General features: G+C 46.7%; 18 protein-coding genes. 3 read left to right on the top strand and 15 right to left on the bottom strand.

Annotation, left to right across the window (positions count from 1 at the left end; all coding sequences use genetic code 11):
* Positions 1 to 166: 166 nt before the first annotated feature.
* The 11 genes from ACYVEA_RS08410 to ilvA all read right to left on the bottom strand — a co-directional run bounded on the left by ACYVEA_RS08410 (position 167) and on the right by ilvA (position 10,821).
* Positions 167 to 628, bottom strand: a complete 462-nt coding sequence (locus ACYVEA_RS08410) for a hypothetical protein (RefSeq protein WP_461112928.1) — start codon at positions 626 to 628, stop codon at positions 167 to 169.
* Positions 629 to 732: 104 nt separating this feature from the next.
* Complete coding sequence (locus ACYVEA_RS08405; protein ID WP_461112927.1) at positions 733 to 1,872, bottom strand: 2-isopropylmalate synthase; 1,140 nt, start codon at positions 1,870 to 1,872, stop codon at positions 733 to 735.
* A gap of 263 nt (positions 1,873 to 2,135) precedes the next feature.
* Entirely contained in the window at positions 2,136 to 3,212 is a 1,077-nt protein-coding gene (gene leuB, locus ACYVEA_RS08400; RefSeq protein WP_461112926.1) for a 3-isopropylmalate dehydrogenase, read from the bottom strand.
* Between the two features lie 115 nt (positions 3,213 to 3,327).
* On the bottom strand, positions 3,328 to 4,023 hold the full coding sequence (locus tag ACYVEA_RS08395; RefSeq protein WP_461112925.1) for a class I SAM-dependent methyltransferase: 696 nt from the start codon (positions 4,021 to 4,023) through the stop codon (positions 3,328 to 3,330).
* Between the two features lie 134 nt (positions 4,024 to 4,157).
* Entirely contained in the window at positions 4,158 to 5,678 is a 1,521-nt protein-coding gene (locus ACYVEA_RS08390; RefSeq protein ID WP_461112924.1) for an alpha-isopropylmalate synthase regulatory domain-containing protein, read from the bottom strand.
* A gap of 115 nt (positions 5,679 to 5,793) precedes the next feature.
* Positions 5,794 to 6,390: a 3-isopropylmalate dehydratase small subunit gene (leuD, locus tag ACYVEA_RS08385; protein WP_461112923.1), complete on the bottom strand. Its 597-nt coding sequence runs from the start codon at positions 6,388 to 6,390 to the stop codon at positions 5,794 to 5,796.
* A 65-nt stretch (positions 6,391 to 6,455) separates the two neighbouring features.
* Positions 6,456 to 7,856 (bottom strand): 3-isopropylmalate dehydratase large subunit, encoded by a 1,401-nt coding sequence (leuC, locus tag ACYVEA_RS08380; RefSeq protein ID WP_461112922.1) that lies wholly within the window; start codon positions 7,854 to 7,856, stop codon positions 6,456 to 6,458.
* A gap of 128 nt (positions 7,857 to 7,984) precedes the next feature.
* Positions 7,985 to 8,845 carry a helix-turn-helix transcriptional regulator gene (locus ACYVEA_RS08375; RefSeq protein ID WP_461112920.1) on the bottom strand — a complete coding sequence of 287 codons (861 nt, stop codon included), beginning with the start codon at positions 8,843 to 8,845 and terminating at the stop codon, positions 7,985 to 7,987.
* Positions 8,846 to 8,852: 7 nt separating this feature from the next.
* The gene (locus tag ACYVEA_RS08370; protein ID WP_461112919.1) at positions 8,853 to 9,203 is read right to left on the bottom strand and encodes a HepT-like ribonuclease domain-containing protein; all 351 of its coding nucleotides are present in this window, start codon (positions 9,201 to 9,203) and stop codon (positions 8,853 to 8,855) included.
* A complete protein-coding gene (locus tag ACYVEA_RS08365) occupies positions 9,184 to 9,501 on the bottom strand; it encodes a nucleotidyltransferase family protein (RefSeq protein ID WP_461112918.1) in 318 nt (105 codons plus the stop codon). The genes ACYVEA_RS08370 and ACYVEA_RS08365 overlap by 20 nt, the downstream gene beginning before the upstream one ends.
* A gap of 45 nt (positions 9,502 to 9,546) precedes the next feature.
* Positions 9,547 to 10,821 carry a threonine ammonia-lyase IlvA gene (ilvA, locus tag ACYVEA_RS08360; protein ID WP_461112917.1) on the bottom strand — a complete coding sequence of 425 codons (1,275 nt, stop codon included), beginning with the start codon at positions 10,819 to 10,821 and terminating at the stop codon, positions 9,547 to 9,549.
* A 24-nt stretch (positions 10,822 to 10,845) separates the two neighbouring features.
* On the opposite strand from ilvA, the gene ACYVEA_RS08355 reads away from it, so the two are divergent.
* Positions 10,846 to 10,974, top strand: coding sequence for a hypothetical protein (locus ACYVEA_RS08355; RefSeq protein ID WP_461112916.1), 129 nt, complete (start codon positions 10,846 to 10,848; stop codon positions 10,972 to 10,974).
* Here the strand turns inward: ACYVEA_RS08355 and ilvC are convergent.
* From ilvC to ilvD, 4 genes are all read right to left on the bottom strand, one after another.
* Positions 10,954 to 11,997: a ketol-acid reductoisomerase gene (gene ilvC, locus ACYVEA_RS08350; protein ID WP_461112915.1), complete on the bottom strand. Its 1,044-nt coding sequence runs from the start codon at positions 11,995 to 11,997 to the stop codon at positions 10,954 to 10,956. The genes ACYVEA_RS08355 and ilvC overlap by 21 nt on opposite strands.
* 42 nt (positions 11,998 to 12,039) lie before the next feature.
* Positions 12,040 to 12,573: an acetolactate synthase small subunit gene (ilvN, locus tag ACYVEA_RS08345; RefSeq protein WP_461112914.1), complete on the bottom strand. Its 534-nt coding sequence runs from the start codon at positions 12,571 to 12,573 to the stop codon at positions 12,040 to 12,042.
* 1 nt (position 12,574) lies between these two features.
* Positions 12,575 to 14,320, bottom strand: coding sequence for a biosynthetic-type acetolactate synthase large subunit (ilvB, locus tag ACYVEA_RS08340; protein ID WP_461112913.1), 1,746 nt, complete (start codon positions 14,318 to 14,320; stop codon positions 12,575 to 12,577).
* Positions 14,321 to 14,399: 79 nt separating this feature from the next.
* Complete coding sequence (gene ilvD, locus ACYVEA_RS08335) at positions 14,400 to 16,100, bottom strand: dihydroxy-acid dehydratase (RefSeq protein ID WP_461112912.1); 1,701 nt, start codon at positions 16,098 to 16,100, stop codon at positions 14,400 to 14,402.
* Positions 16,101 to 16,225: 125 nt separating this feature from the next.
* On the opposite strand from ilvD, the gene murQ reads away from it, so the two are divergent.
* Entirely contained in the window at positions 16,226 to 17,035 is an 810-nt protein-coding gene (murQ, locus tag ACYVEA_RS08330) for an N-acetylmuramic acid 6-phosphate etherase (protein WP_461112911.1), read from the top strand.
* A 63-nt stretch (positions 17,036 to 17,098) separates the two neighbouring features.
* Complete coding sequence (locus ACYVEA_RS08325) at positions 17,099 to 17,668, top strand: hypothetical protein (RefSeq protein ID WP_461112910.1); 570 nt, start codon at positions 17,099 to 17,101, stop codon at positions 17,666 to 17,668.
* The last annotated feature ends 2 nt before the right edge of the window (positions 17,669 to 17,670 follow it).

Here is a 17,670-nt window from a genome sequence, read left to right as displayed (position 1 = left end):
TGCCGATGGTACTGCTGTCACAAGCGGGAGAGTAGGAAGGTGCCACCTAAGGAAACCAGATCCAACGCCGTGTTCTACCCAGAGCACGGCGTTCGGCATTTTAGATATTTTTAACAAGATTATAAAAGAAATAATGATTTGTTTAGTCTATTATAGCAACTCAAAACTACGCTAATTCAAAATCCTGCAAATTGGGCAGCGTTATTTTATCAATTAGCTGATCTTCTAATAACTCGGCCCACGCATTCATGTAAGAGATTACATCCTCACGCACATTGTGCTTTAAATGTCTTTTAGCAAGCGGGAGCCGTACTAAAACTTGACGGTCATCAAGTCTTTCAAGGTGTTTTAAATCTTCAAGTAACAGGCCTGCAGTAAGCATTTCATTAATCAACAGGTCAATGGGCATCTGGCTAGTTGAGCAGTAATCTTCGGCCTGTTCGTTCCAGTCACCATGTCGTTGCATAGCGTATTGATGTATCTGGTCTTTGTTAAGCTTGGTTAACTCCTGCGCCAAATTGCCGCAATTGCAGCCGCCCATATGCCCCCATTGGTAGGGCGCACCATTCTTTAATTTATGAGCTGTTTGGCGAAGAGCATTAATTAATTCAGGAGTAGGGCGAGCCATAATGATCAGAGTTTATACTTGTTCTATGATACTCTTTATGCCGGAACACTACGTTTTAAGGTTTTGTTCTCCACAAAAAAGCCTGTCATATGACAGGCTTTTAATTATCTTACTAATTCCATTAAATCTTTGTCATTAACTTGTTTTCGAATATCTGCCATGTCGAGAAAACGAGTGTAAATACCATCCAGGGTTGGTTTGTCGTAACGGAAGCCAAGCAATTCAAGTCTGTGCTTTAAAGCATGTCGACCGCTACGTGCCGTTAACACAATAGATGATTCAGGTACGCCTACATCATGTGGGTTCATGATCTCATAATTTTCGGAATGCTTCAAAAAACCATCCTGATGAATACCTGATGAGTGTGCAAAGGCATTTCGTCCTACAATAGCTTTATTCGCCTGCACAGGCATACGCATCATTTGTGATACCAGGTTACTAACTGGAAACAGCCGCGTAGAATCTATGTTTGTGTGTAGACCCAATTCCTTTTTAACCTTTATTGCCATTACAACCTCTTCCAGTGATGTGTTTCCTGCACGTTCGCCAATGCCATTCATAGTTACTTCTACTTGCCGGGCTCCGTTCATAACGCCGGCCAATGTATTGGCTGTTGCCAGTCCTAGGTCATTATGGCAGTGAATGGAAATCGTTGCTTTATGAACATTTGATACGTGTTCATAAATGTAGGCTATCTTTCTGCCATATTCGTCGGGTAAGCAGTAACCCGTTGTATCTGGAACATTCACAACAGTGGCACCAGCGTTGATAACAGCTTCCGTAAGTTGTGACAAGAAGGCTAGGTCAGCACGGCCTGCATCTTCCGCATAAAATTCGACGTCTTCAACGTATGTTTTAGCATGCTTAACAGCAGCTACAGCCTGTTCAAGAATCTTCTCTCGAGTGCTATTGAATTTATTCCGAATATGAATATCTGATGAGCCAATGCCGGTATGAATCCTGCCTCGCTTTGCCCATTTGAGTGCTTCACCAGCTGCATCAATATCACCTTTAACCGCTCGGCTAAGGGCACATATTGTTGGTTCTGTTACAGCTTTGGATATTTCTACTACCGATCGAAAATCACCAGGACTAGAGATAGGAAAACCTGCTTCGATAATATCTACGCCCATCCGCTCTAGTTCTTTGGCTACTACAATTTTCTCTTCAGTAGTTAGCTGGCAACCTGGTACTTGCTCGCCGTCGCGCAGGGTGGTGTCGAAAATATAAACTCGTTGGCTCATGATCCGGTAATGATTGAAATGGTAATAGTATGTTTAATATATAAAAAAAGCCCTTTCCAGAAGGAGGAAGGGCTTTTTTTATATAGCATGTCCTTCTCCGTTCTTAAGAAACGATTAGCTTTTGCAGTCGGTAGGTAAGAAAGTCAGACATAAGGATTATTTGCGAAATTTCGCTGATTGCGTAAATACGCTGTAAAATTAGCTGTTTTAACGAATACTGCAAATGAATTATCGATTTTTAATAAATAAATGTAGCTTGTAGATCAGGCGATTAATCGGTTTAATACTTGGAGGCCCATTGCATCCGTTCCTAAAATTTTATCTGCTGAGGTACTGCTGTTCGCAATATCGCCAGTACGGAAGCCTGATTTTAAGACGGCGTCAACAGCGTCAATAACTGCTTGGGCTTCTTCTTTAAGTCCAAATGAAATATCCAGTAATAAGGCCACTGATAGAACTGACGCTAGTGGATTGGCTACACCTTTGCCGGTAATGTCATGTGCTGAACCGTGAATGGGTTCATAAACGCCCGTGCTGTCGCCAACCGATGCTGAGGCTAGCATCCCCATTGATCCAGCAATCTGGCTAGCTTCGTCAGTTAGAATATCGCCGAAAAGATTACCCGTCACTACTACGTCGAAACGTTTTGGATCCTTGATGAGTAACATCGCAGTTGCATCAACAAATTGGTGTTCAACGGTAACATCTGGATATTCTGGGGCAAGTGCCTGTACGACCTCTCTCCACAAACGACTGCTCTCCAATACGTTCGCTTTGTCGACTGAGCACAGTTTTTTGCTACGTGTGCGAGCCGCTTCGAACGCCTTTCTAACAATACGTTCCACTTCGTATTTGCTATAAATCATGGTATCATAGGCCGTATTGCCTTCGTCAAGCCGTTCGCGTTTACCAAAATAAACATCACCGGTTAACTCGCGAAAGAACAGTATATCGGCTCCACGCAGAATCTCTGGTTTAATACTCGATGCATCCAGTAGCTCGTCAAAGAGTTTAATAGGGCGTAGATTAGCATACAAACCTAGCTCTTTACGCATCTGTAGCAAACCCTGCTCAGGCCGGACTTTTGCCGAAGGGTCATTGTCATATTTGGGGTGGCCTACTGCGCCAAATAGAACAGCATCAGCCGCGCGCATTTTAGTTAATGTTTCAGCGGGTAGTGGAGAGCCAGTGGCCTCAATGGCAACGTGGCCAATAAGTGCTTCGTCGTAGGTGAACTCGTGGCCAAACTTATGGGCGATTGCCTCCAGAACCTGCTTACCAACTGTCGTTACTTCAGCTCCTATGCCATCACCAGGAACCACAAGGATATGTTTTTTCATTTTGAGGGGAAAAGCCCGAAACTACGTTGCTTCTCTGCGAGAATTACACTTGTTCGTTCTTCAGGATATTTGAGCTAAATAGAAAAATAAAATCAGATACAGGGTAATAACACGCTTACTTTGGTCGAACGGCTTCAGCAATTACATTCTTACCAATGACTTGTCCAACAGTTAGTTTATCAAATAACCGGCTTACCGGAAAAATCACCCGATCATAAAGGATTACTGACTCTTTCGTAATACGCCCGTCTTTGCCAAGCCATTTGTAAATCAGTGAGATAAAATAGCCGGCAAAGTCATAATATTTTACGCTCGTAACCTGTAGACCGGCATCTTCTAAAATCTGCCTGACTAATTTCTTATCGTATCGTCGGTAATGACCAACGTGTTCGTCCATATTACTAAAAATCTCCTGCCGGGCAGGAACGAATACTTTAATGCGTCCGCCTGGCTTGAGCTTGGTATATAATTCTTTTACAATTTCACCATGGTGCTCTATATGCTCCAGTACGTTAATTGTGTAGATCAAATCATATTTCTTCGTGAGCTGGCTAATGTCCGTGTATATGGGCTGCTTGATCAAAGGCAGAAGCTCCGGATCAATCTCAGCCGCATCAACGCTGCCCAGCGGAAACCGATTGGCATACTCCCCATTACCAGCGCCAAAATCCAGTACAGCTTCACCAGGACGAATATCACGAGCCACCCAATTATACAGACCACTGTTATAATTGATAGCGTGGCTCATCATGGCCAGATTGTCTGACCCATTATATTCTACTTTTTCTGCCGTTTGTTTTGCCTGACTCATATAGGACGATTTAAACGTTAATACGTTATATAGTCTACTTTATAAAGCACGAAGTTATTAAATGAATCGCTATAAATGCGAAAATTGGCTTTTTCCGTGAGCCAGAACCTTAAGAATATGATTCTCTACCGTGTTTAATCCAGCGCGTTCAGCATTTTCTGGGTTGCCTTAATCGCGGATACCGTTTGATCGGAGTCGAGACCGCGGGTCTTGAATTCACGATTGTTGTAGGTCCAGGTAATGATTGTTTCGCAAAGAGCATCGGTTCGGCCTCCTGTCGGAATCCGTACTGCGTAATCGGTGAGTAAGGGCAGTGTAAGTTTCTTTTTGCTATAAACCTTTTTCAGTGCGTTCATAAACGCATCATATTGCCCGTCGCCCTGTGCGTTTTCTTCGAAGTACTCTGCATCGATCCGCACCCGTAATGTAGCTGATGGCTTAAGATCTTTTGAGTGGGTCAATACGTAGTTGAGAACTTCTACCCGTGAGGCTACAGCGTTGGTGTTTAGTATATCAGAGATGATATAAGGTAAATCTTCCCGTGTAACAGCCTCCTTCTGGTCACCTAATTCGATAACCCGTTGGGTCACTTTTTTGAGGTCGTCGTCCGATAGCAAGATACCCAATTCGCGGAGGTTGTTCTCTATATTCGCTTTTCCCGACATTTTGCCAAGTGCGTAGCTACGCTTGCGGCCAAAGCGTTCGGGCAATAGCGTATTGAAATAGAGGTTATTTTTCTTATCACCGTCGGCATGAATGCCTGCTGTTTGGGTAAACACATTATCGCCAACGACGGGTTTATTATCAGGAATCCGAAGCCCCGAAAATGTCTCGACAATTTTGCTCACCTGATACAGCGATTTTTCGACTACGCCCATTTTTACATCGGGCATAAAATCACGTAGTACCGCGATAGCACTGGCCATTGGTGCATTGCCCGCTCGTTCACCCAAGCCATTGACCGTAAGATGGATACCATGCGCGCCCGCCCGTATGGCTTCCATTACGTTAGCAATACTGAGATCGTAATCGTTGTGGGCGTGAAAATCGAAGTGGAGGTTGGGATAGCGACTTACCAGCGGACTGATAAATGTGTAGGTTTCGCTAGGCGTAAGCACCCCCAACGTATCAGGCAATAGAACCCTGCGTATTGGTTGTGTCTGAAGAAAATCTAGGTATTGAAGCACGTACTCAGGCGAATTGCGCATGCCATTGCTCCAGTCTTCCAGATAAACATTCACTTGCAAATCAAGCTTCTGGGCTTCATGCATTAGCTGCTGAATGTCAGCAAAATGTTCCTCTGGCGTTTTCTTAAGTTGGTGGGTCAGGTGGTTGAGTGAACCTTTTGTCAGCAGGTTCATAACCTTCGCGCCCGACGTCCGCATCCAGTTGAGGGAGGCTTGGCCGTCAACGAATGTCAAAACCTCGATTTTGTCAAGCAGTCCGACTTTAGCAGCCCAACCGGTAATCTGCTGTACGGCTTCCAACTCACCCGCCGATACGCGGGCCGAAGCTACTTCAACCCGATCCACTTTGACCTCAGTAAGCAGTAATTGCGCCAGAGCCAGCTTTTCGGACGCTGAGAACGACACCCCGCTGGTCTGTTCACCATCCCGGAGTGTCGTATCCATAATTTCAATGTAGCGACGTTTCATAAATAAAGAGCGAAAGAGTGAATGATTAAAAGAGCGAATGAGCAAAAGATGGTTGACGCACAAAAGCTATGCGTCAGCTTTACTTTCACTCTTTCCCTCTTTCTATCTTTCGCTTTTAGAAGGGTCGCGTTTCGGCGAAGGCTTCGATTTCAGTTTTCATCGATAGCAGATAGTCGATGTCATCGTAGCCATTAATGAGATTATCTTTTTTGTACTCATTGATGGCAAAGGTTTCGCTCTCACCCGTCGCCAACAACGTAATGGTCTGCGTAGGTAAGTTAACTTCCAGCTCTGTCTTTGGATCAGCTTCGATGGCCGCGAAAATTTTCTCCAGAAATTCAGGGCTTACCTGTACGGGAAGGATACCAACGTTGATGGAGTTATTCCGGAAAATATCGGCAAAGAAACTCGACACGACACAGCGAAAGCCATAGTCATAGATGGCCCAGGCTGCGTGCTCGCGGCTCGATCCGCTGCCGAAATTTTTTCCTCCAACCAGAATTTTGCCCGAATAGGTTGGATCGTTCAGTACGAAATCGGTCTTGGGTGTATTGTCGTTATTATAACGCCAGTCGCGGAAAAGATTATCGCCAAATCCTTTACGCTCAGTAGCTTTCAGGAAGCGGGCAGGTATAATTTGATCAGTGTCTACGTTCTCATTCGGCATAGGAACGGCACTGCTACGTAAGATGGTGAATTTGTCGTAAGCCATTTTTTTGGGTTTTCGGTTTACAGTTGGCTGACGCATGCATAGATGACGCGTCAGCCAACTGTAAACTAGATGAACTGTCTTGGATCGGTTACTACGCCTGTCACAGCGGCTGCGGCTGCTACCAGCGGACTGGCTAGCAAAGTGCGTGACCCCGGTCCCTGACGGCCTTCGAAGTTACGGTTGGAAGTAGAAACAGCGTATTTACCCGCTGGAACCTTATCTTCATTCATAGCGAGACAGGCAGAACAACCGGGTTGACGCAATTCGAAACCCGCCTGTGTCAGGATGTCCAGAATGCCTTCATCTTTAATCTGCTTTTCAACGATATGCGATCCCGGTACTAACCAGGCTGTTATGTTATCAGCTTTCTGACGGCCTTTCACAATGGATGCAAACGCGCGGAAGTCTTCGATACGTCCATTGGTGCAACTGCCCAGGAACACAAAATCGACGGGCTTGCCAATCATGGTTTCACTTTCGGCGAACCCCATATACTGCAGTGATTTTTTGTAACTGGCTGATCCATCTTTCACCGAATCGGCTGTTGGGATCTGGTGTGTTACGCCCGTTCCCAAGCCCGGATTCGTACCATACGTAATCTGCGGCTCGATATCAGATGCGTCGAAGGTTAGATCGAGATCGAACGTCGCCCCTTCATCGGTCTTAAGTGATTGCCAGTACGGTACCAGTTTGTCCCACTGCTCGCCTTTGGGGGATAATTCGCGGCCTTTCAGGTAATCGAGCGTGGTTTGGTCAGGAGCAATCATGCCACCCCGTGCCCCCATTTCGATGGTCATGTTACAAACTGTCATGCGACCTTCCATGCTCATGTTCTCAAATACCTCACCGGCATACTCCACAAAATAACCTGTAGCTCCGCTGGCCGACGTCTGCGAAATGATGTACAGAATCACGTCCTTGGGCAGCACAGCTTTGCCCACCTTACCGTTTACGGTTATCCGCATTTTCTTCGGTTTGGGCTGCATGATACACTGCGTTGCCAGTACCATTTCAACTTCCGACGTACCAATACCAAAGGCAATGGCTCCAAATGCACCGTGCGTTGAGGTGTGCGAATCCCCACAAACGATCGTCATACCAGGAAGCGTGATACCATTTTCAGGACCTACTACGTGTACAATCCCATTTTTCACGTGACCCAGGCCCCAGTGTGAGATGCCATAATGATTGGCGTTACGTTCCAGTGCCGCCAACTGATTGGCCGACATTGGATCGGCTACGGGCAGGTGCTGGTTAAGCGTTGGCGTATTGTGGTCGGCAGTCGCGAATGTACGGCCGGAAAACAACACCGGTGCGCCCCGGCCTTCAAGACCTAAAAACGCCACTGGGCTGGTTACTTCATGGATAAAATGCCGGTCGATAAATAACACATCGGGACCGTCTTTAACCTGTCGGATGACGTGTGCATCCCATACTTTATCGAACAGGGTTTGTGGGGTACTCATAGCGGTTAGTATGGCTTTTCTATTGTGTTTTCGCTGCTGTGGCTGTTGCAGGGAAATGAGGTTACAAAATTGATTAATCTTACGGGACTATACATCTCGCCATTCGTCCAGTAAATAGCGATTTTGGTTCAGCCAACTCGTTTGGGTGTAAAACCGTATTGATGCTTATAAGCTTTAATGAAGTGTGATACGCTCTCATAACTAATCTCCATACTTACTTCCGATACGTTTTTATCGGTGTTCCGGAGTAGGAAATGAGCATGTTCGAGTCGTTTACTACGTATCCAGTTCCCAGGTGAGGTGTGAAAGTGCTCCTCAAAATCGCGTTTGAACGCCGACAGGCTACGGCCTGATAACCTGGCCAACTCGTTCATCGACAATGGTTTAAGGAGATATGTGTTCATCAGGTAATCGAGATCGGTTTTCTGGCCCTGATAGATGTGCCACAGAATGGCGCGTAATTGCTCCAACGTATCAAGTTCAAGCAGATGTAGTAATAACTCCTGAAATTTTAATCGCAATATCTCGTTTAGAAAGGGAGTTTTAGACCCAAAATAAGGCAACAACGAGTCGATAAACGTAGTAAATGCAGCTGACGATGAGAAAGACAGAATGAGATCGGTAGGTAACGAGGTTGAGGTTGTCTGAAACACGGATAAATGCTGACTGACGAATTCTTTCAGCAGTTTCTCATTCACGAAAAACACCAGACTTCGGTAACTGGTATCGATGGATTCGTTCATGGAGTAGCAACCCCGCTGAAAGAAAAGGATATCTCCTTTGTGCACATGCAATTCCTGAGTAGGTGAACTAAACTTTTTCTCGCCCTCCAGTACTACAATAACGGCATGTTCCTCAAAAAAGACCTCGTTCCGTTCGGGGTATACGTCACTGCGGTAGGCGACAAACGTCATTTCTGAAGCATCGGGACGTCGAATGCTCAGCGACTGAAATTGGCTAGGCTGAATAGAAGAGGGGACGCGAAGCATGGCTGTTTTAGAGCTTGTTCATCTCCTGCTCACTAATCAAATCGATCCATTCCTTATTTGGTGAGATTTCCTGTTGGATAGCATCCCACATCAACTCATAGTCGATACCCCAATAGTGATGGATCAACTTGTCTCGCATGCCAGCAAAGCCTTTCCAATCAAATTCGAGATGAGCAAAGCGTACCGTATCTGGAATGTTTTTGCAAGCTTCACCAATAATCCCAAAACTTCTGATAAACGCTTTAAATAGAAATGGATGATTCAGGAACTCATCATACGTAACACCCTCTGAATATTTCAGAATGTAGGCTAATTCAGCTTGTATATGTTGTAAAAAATCAATTGATGAGGGGTGCATATTCAATCTCTTTTTCGGCTTTACGTTTTACAAATGAAGCCATTCCCTCCCAAGTGAGAAGTTCTACTTCGCGTCCCATTACTTTCTCAAGGTAATAGACCATGTTAATGAAATTGCGGAATGTTTTCTTGCGTTCCTGAAACTCCACCACAAAATCAATATCACTCTGTTCGGTTTGTTCCCCCCGAACAAACGACCCGAATAAGCCTAGTCGAGCTGCACCAAACTGTTTCAGTGCCGATTGATGAGATTGAATGCGTTCGAAAGCTTGCTGTTTATTTTGGACGGCTGTAATCATAGCTTCTTAAGTTAAAAACAGCTAAAATGGCTATTACCAGATAATCTATACCAAAAACTGAAAGATATCAGGTTGGTCATTCAGGTACTCAAATACGATATTTTGTGCGTTCATTCGCTGGATGAGCGGCTCGAAATCTTCGCGATGTTTTAGTTCGATGCCCACTACGGCCGGCCCAGTTTCCCGGTTCGTTTTCTTCGCGTATTCAAAGCGGCTGATGTCATCATCCGGGCCTAATACGTCCAGAAAATCGCGGAAAGCACCAGCCCGTTGCGGAAACCGGATGATGAAATAGTGTTTTAGCCCTTCGTATAACAATGATCGTTCTTTGATTTCTTCAGTCCGGGTAATGTCGTTGTTGCCGCCACTTACTAAGCACACTACGTTCTTGCCTTTGATCTCATCCTTGATCATGTCCAGCGCGGCAATGGTCAGGGCACCCGCTGGTTCAGCCACAATAGCGTCTTCGTCGTACAGTTTCAGAATAGTCGTGCAGACTTTGCCCTCGGGGACTAGCAGAACACGGTCGAGGTTTTGGCGACAGATTTCAAACGTAGTATCACCCGGTCGTTTGACAGCGGCTCCGTCTACAAATTTATCAATCTTGTCAAGCGCTATAACATGACCTTCGTCAATGGAAATCTTCATGGATGGCGATCCCAGTGGCTCGACCCCAATCAGTTTGGTCTTAGGACTCAGCTGTTTGAATACAATTGAAACGCCAGAGGCCAAACCACCCCCGCCAATGGCCATCAGCAGGTAGTCGATCTTGACGTTTGAATCTTTGAAAATCTCCAGGCCAACGGTTCCCTGCCCTTCCATGACCTGCAAATCGTCAAACGGATGGACAAATATGCTTTCGTGGGTATTGACATACTCGATAGCTGCATGAAATGCGTCATCGAACGTATCGCCTGTTAAAATGACATCTACGAATTCTTTGCCGAATAACTTCACCTGCTTAACCTTCTGGTTTGGCGTAGTGGTAGGCATAAAAATAATCCCCCGAACAGCCATTTTCCGGCACGCATAAGCAACACCCTGTGCGTGATTTCCGGCACTGGCACACACTACCCCTTTAGCGAGTGATTCGGCAGGCAGGCTGGCCATTTTATTGTAGGCTCCTCGAATTTTATAGGACCGAACAACCTGCAAGTCCTCTCGTTTCAGGTAAATATTGGCACCATAGCGGTCGGACAGGTTAATATTCTCCTGTAAGGGTGTATGGGATGCTATACCCTGAAGTCGCTCAGCGGCCAGGTAAATGTTATCAAGGTCGGGAAAGGTTATTTTCTTATCGTTTTCGACAACTGTGCTCATAGTGTAAAGTTACGAAACAAAAGAATGGGAATACGGCAAGCCTATTCTATTGCCCTGGAAACGCAAATTGGGCAGATTATCACAGATTATATATCCATGATAACCTGCCCAACGCTACGTTCCTGTTCAATTCTAGCTACGTTCTGGACGTAGTGACCGCACGGCGGCACCTGCCCGCCACATTTCTGAGTCGCGCAGTTCGGCTAGTTCTACTTCGAGTTTCTCGCGATAGTCAGGCTGCGAGTTGCGGGTGATGCTGATTTCAGCTTGTTCCTGCGATTTTACAGAATTGTATAACTTCTCAAAAACAGGCTTGGTGGCATCATGGAACGGTTTCCACCAATCCAAAGCACCGCGTTGGGCTGTGGTCGAGCAGTTGGCATACATCCAGTCCATCCCGTTTTCGGCAACCAGCGGCATCAGTGATTGCGTTAACTCTTCAACAGTTTCGTTAAACGCTTCTGAAGGGCTGTGGCCATTGGCACGTAGTACTTCGTATTGAGCGGCAAAAATACCCTGAATGGCGCCCATCAATGTACCACGCTCACCGGTGAGGTCAGACGTTACTTCTTTGTAAAAATCAGTTTCGAATAGATAGCCCGAGCCAACGCCGATACCCATAGCAATGGCTTTATTGCGTGCATTGCCGCTTGCATCCTGATAAATAGCAAACGACGAGTTCAAGCCTTTGCCTTCTACGAACAGACGACGTAGTGACGTACCTGAACCTTTAGGTGCTACCAGGAACACGTCAACATCGGGAGGAGGAACAATGCCGGTTTTCTCTTTATAGGTAACGCCGAAACCATGCGAGAAATAGAGCGATTTGCCGGGCTTAAGTGCCGCTTTTACGGTTGGCCAGAGTTCAATCTGGGCAGCATCGGAGAGCAGGAAGCAAATGATCGTGCCTTTTTCCAGCGCTTCTTCAATTTCGAACAAGGTTTCGCCGGGAACCCAGCCATCCGCGACAGCTTTATCGTAGGTCTTACCCTTACGTTGTCCAACGATGACATTGAAACCATTATCGCGCATATTCAACGACTGACCAGGGCCTTGTACACCATAGCCGATAACAGCAATGGTTTCATTGGCCAGCTCTTCGCGGGCTTTTTCTAGCGGAAATTCTTCCCGCGTTACAACTTGTTCCTCAACTCCTCCGAAATTAATCGTTGCCATGTTTAATTGGTTTTGGTACTCGTATTTTAGGTTACTAATTGGTTACAGGTAATAGGCCCACTCAGACTCCGGCAGATATTCGACAAGCCCTTTTTCGGTTTTGCCGACCGCTACCCGGCCAGAGCGAACAAATTCTAAAATGTCGTATTGCTTGATGTAAGCGAAAAACTCAAAAATGTCGGTGTCATTACCGGTCTTCTCAATCACTACGTAGTCTAAGCCCCAGTAAACAACCCAGGCTTTGTACTCCTTGTTGATCGTCTCAACATCCAGCGGTTTACTGCCTAATGGCGTCGAAATTTTAAATAAGGCAATTTCATTGTACACGATTTCGTCATTGAGATACCCGAAAACCGCCATCACTTCCACGATTTTACGAATTTGGCGAACGAGCTTTTCAACTTCTTCGCGGGATTCGTGTTTGATAACAATCGTAAATCGGGATACGCCTTTCCGTTCCGTTTCAGACACGGTCAGACTCTCGATGTTGATACGTCGGCGTGTGAAGATAATCGTGATGCGGTTCAGCAACCCGATTGTATTTTCGGTAAATATGCAGATAGTGTAGGTAGTCATCTTATTTCAGTCTTATCTGCGAAACACTGGTCCCGGCGGGTACCATCGGAAATACGTTTTCTTCTTTTTCAACGATCACTTCGAGCAGATAGGGCCCTTCGTGAGCCAGCATTTTATCCAGTGATTCGGCCAGATTACACCGCTCGTCGCAGGTATGGCCATCCATGCCAAAGCCTCTGGCAATGGTGATAAAATCAGGGTTCTGTAATTCGACAAATGAATACCGACGCTCATGGAACAACTGCTGCCATTGACGTACCATGCCCAGGAAGTTGTTGTTTAGAATGATCGCCTTAACGGGCTGTTTATTCTGAACGATGGTACCCAATTCCTGTAAGGTCATCTGGAAACAACCATCGCCGATGATGGCTACAACTTGCCGGTCAGGTGCGCCAACTTGAGCCCCAAAAGCCGCTGGCAGCGCAAAACCCATCGTACCCATACCGCCCGACGTAACTAAACTGTTGGGTCTGCGGAATTGGTAGTAACGGGAAGCCATCATCTGGTGCTGGCCTACGTCTGTCACCAAAATAGCTTCGCCCTTTGTTTTCGTCGACAGCATATCGATCACTTCCGCCATTCTGATTTTACCGGCTACGCTGGTTAATTCTGGAACCGTAATAGTTTCGTTCTCAATGGCGTCGTATTTTCTGAACTCATTCCGCCAGACCGTATGATCATTAGGCTTTACCAATTGAATCAGCGCTTTCAATGCTTCTTTGGCATCACCCACAACGGGTGCATCGGCGTGAATGATTTTATCAATTTCAGACGGGTCAATTTCAATATGAACGACTTTTGCCTGTTTGATATACTTGCTGGCATCACCCGTAACGCGGTCGTCAAAACGCATGCCGATGGCCACAACCACATCGGCGTGGTCGGTCATAACATTAGGGCCATAATTACCATGCATGCCTAACCAGCCAACGTAGAGCGGGTGATTGGTTGGAATAGTTGACTGCCCCAGCAGCGTTGTCGCCACTGGAATGCCGGTTTTTTCGACAAACTCCCTCAGTTCGTCTTCCGCTTTGGCAATCTGAACCCCATGGCCCACTAATACATAAGGGCGTTTGGCTGAGTTGATTAACTGAGCAGCCGCTTCAACCTGTTCGTGTTTAGGTACCCGACGTGGCCGGTAGCTGATTATGCTTTGACAGCGCTCATAAACGAATGGCTTCGTCATTAGCTCCAGTTGCGCACTTTTCGTCATGTCAATCAGAACGGGACCTGGACGGCCCGACTGTGCGATGTAGAATGCCTTCGATAATATCTCCGGAACTTCATTCGCATCGGTAACCTGGTAATTCCACTTGGTAATGGGCATCGTAACGCCCATTACGTCTGCTTCCTGAAACGCATCAGTACCGAGTAATTTTTTGGCTACCTGACCAACGATGCAAACCATTGGTGTAGAGTCGATAAGGGCGTCAGCAATTGCCGTAACAAGGTTGGTGGCACCAGGCCCGGACGTAACAAGGCAAACACCCGCCCGACCCGTCACCCGTGCGTAGCCTTCGGCTGCATGGCCTGCGCCTTGCTCATGACGAACCAGAATGTGATTGATATGCTCCTGATAGTCGTAAAGCGCATCATAAACGGGCATGATGGCTCCGCCAGGATAGCCGAAAATGGTGTCCACGCCTTCGGCTATGAGGGCTTTCATCAGGGCGTGTGATCCGTTGATGTAAGTAGGAGCCGATGTTTCCTCTACGGCTTTCGGCATTTCAATCGTGATAGCTTCCATGACGTATGGTCAGTTTTAAGGTCGTTTCAGTTTGTTGTTATCATGATACTACGCGTTTTCACTACGTAGTGGTATTCCTTTAATCTTCATCCGTTACGCATCCTTCACTCGCGGATTTCACATTTCGAATGTATTTGCCTAATACACCTTTGGTGAAAGGCGGAGCCGGTTGCGTCCAGCGACTTTTACGATCGGCCATTTCCTCGTCTGATATATGCAGGATCAACTGGCGAGTTTCAGCGTCAATGGTGATGCGGTCGCCATCATGGACGAGGGCAATTGGGCCACCGTCGAAGGCTTCGGGTGTTACGTGTCCAACCACAAATCCGTGGGTACCGCCCGAAAAGCGGCCGTCGGTAATCAAAGCAACTTTGTCGCCGAGCCCTGCGCCCATAATGGCTGAGGTAGGCTTCAGCATTTCGCTCATACCGGGTCCGCCTTTAGGACCTGCGTTACGTATCACAATAACCTGCCCCGGCAGGATTTCGCCTTTCGACAATGCTTCGATCACTTCACCTTCGTGCTCGCACACTTTTGCCGTACCGTCAAATTGTAAACCTTCCTTACCCGTAATCTTGGCTACTGACCCGGTAGGGGCAAGGTTACCCCGCATAATTTGGATATGACCCGTTGCTTTGATTGGCTTGCTCAATGGGAAGACAATTTTCTGGGTGTCGAAATTTAGATCAGACGCTTCGTCGAGATTTTCGGCTACCGTTTTACCCGTAACCGTCATGCACTCCCCATGGATAAATCCGTTCTGATATAAGTATTTCATCACGGCTGGTACGCCCCCAATGGCGAGCATGTCCTCCATGTAATATTTACCGCTTGGTTTTAAATCAGCCAGCAATGGGGTCCGGTCGCTGATCGCCTGAATCTCGTCAAGCGTCAACGTAATACCGGCTGCCCGGGCAATAGCCAGATAATGCAGCACCGCATTCGTCGAGCCGCCGAGCGCCATCACAATCGTCAAGGCGTTTTCAAGCGATTGGCGGGTGATAATTTCTTTCGGCGTAATGTTGCGTTCCAGCAACAATCGCATGGCTGCCCCGATTTTCTTACACTCCTCTTGCTTCCCTTCGTGTGTAGCCGGGTAGGTGCTGCTAAACGGCAGACTCAGGCCCATCGCTTCGATGCTGCTGGCCATCGTATTGGCTGTATACATACCGCCACAGGCACCAGCACCCGGAATGGAATTTTTGATAACACCTTCGTAATCTTCATCAGAGATGTTATTGGCGTATTTTTTGCCCAGCGCTTCGAACGCCGAGACGATATCCAGTTTTTGTCCTTTATAATGTCCCGAACGTATCGTGCCCCCATAAACCATGATTCCCGGACGCTCTAGTCGAGCCATGGCCATGACGGCACCCGGCATATTTTTATCGCAGCCAACGACCGTGACAACGCCATCATACCATTGTGCGGCTACGACTGATTCGATTGAATCGGCAATGAGGTCCCGGCTGGGCAGCGAATAGCGCATGCCATCGTTGCCGTTCGTCATGCCATCGGACACGCCAATCGTGTTGAAGATCAATCCTACTAATCCACTTGCCTGAATGCCCTGTTTTACGTACACGGAAAGTCCATTCAGGTGCATGTTACACGTGTTACCTTCGTAGCCCGTACTGGCAATGCCAATTTGCGGCTTCTGCATGTCTTCCTCAGTCAGGCCTACGCCGTAGAGCATGGCTTTGGCGGCTGGGTTACTGATTTCCTGCGTTAAGGTGCGGCTAAATCGATTTAGTTCGGTAATAGGCTGCTTGACAATCATAATCAACAGTTAGCGAAATTTCGCTGGTAGTGTAATAACGCCGTAAATAAAGGGGTTGTTTTTGGGAAAGGCAAGAAAAAACCGAATATTTATTAGTTAAAATCAGCCTGTATTACTTTTGAGGTATGACTACTGAAACCACCTCTCATTACGACCATCTTGAGCATATGTCGGTCCACGACTTGCTGACCAATATCAATAAAGAAGATCAAACTGTACCTTTTGCAGTTGAGCGGGCAATTCCACAGATCGAAGCGCTAGTGACTGAAATTGTCAAACGCATGCGTCAGGGCGGGCGACTTATTTACATTGGCGCTGGCACGAGTGGCCGACTTGGCGTAGTGGATGCCTCCGAATGCCCACCGACGTACGGTGTCCCGCATGATTTAGTCATTGGTCTGATGGCTGGTGGCGACGGTGCCATTCGAAAAGCCGTTGAATATGCAGAGGATGACGCTGAACAAGCCTGGAAAGATATTGCGCCCTATCAACCAGACGAACACGACACTGTTATTGGTATTGCAGCGTCAGGTCGAACGCCCTACGTAATTGGCGGGCTGAATCAGGCAAGGGCGGCTGGATTATTGACTGGCTGTATTGTTTGCAATGCTGGCTCAGCCGTAGCGCAGGCAGCTGAGTTTCCCGTAGAAGTAGTCGTTGGCCCAGAGTTCGTAACGGGTAGTACACGTATGAAAGCCGGAACAGCTCAAAAACTCGTCCTGAACATGATTTCGACTTCGGTTATGATTCAGTTGGGTCGGGTGAAAGGTAATAAAATGGTCGATATGATGCTGACTAACATCAAATTGCAGGATCGGGCGGCTAAAATGGTCATGAGTGAAATTGGCGTTGGTCGCGAAGAAGCCGAAGCATTATTAGCGAAGTTTGGCAATGTGCGTGGGGCCATTGACGGCTTTAGCCAGACGGAAGAATGAGCTGTTCGTAAAGTAATCTGCTGTCCTGTTGCGTCTTCCTTTTTGAATCATATTCAGAAAGTGATGAACAAAAAAATACTGCTTATTGGCCGTAATACTAACGTACTGGCCAGCTTAGCCGAAGCCTTAACCCATGAAGGATTTGTCGTAAAAACCACGAATCTTGTTGAACAGGCTAGTCAGGATTTCAATGCTGCCGAGTTTGACCTGATTGCCTTTGGACGAGGAGTTGACGAGCAAACCAACACGTTGCTTAAAGCTGATTTTTTAGCTCAGCGGGCGTCAATTCTGTTTGTTGATGGGTTGGCGCCTATTACTACGTTGTTAGTCAAGCAAATTCAGCTAGCCCTTGCTGATAGTCCACTGGCTAATAAAGTGATTACCGAATTTAGCTGTCAGCAGCATGAGCGTTTGATAATACACATTACGGTAGTAACTGACTGCCAACTGCTAATTGACCTGTACCAGCTTGATGCTGTGCATCATACACAACAGAAAACGCTTGTCAATACGTTTGTAGCCGCGGGAAATCACTCTTTTATTATCAATCTACAAACTGATGGTACGTCGACAATTAACTTTCTGGTGGCCGAAGTAACTAATCTAGCTTTAGCAGTACTGCCACTACAGTAAAT

The sequence above is a fragment of the Spirosoma jeollabukense genome (assembly GCF_054777855.1).
Note: the sequence above shows the minus strand (reverse complement) of the source record. Positions and strands in the feature narration are given on the sequence as shown.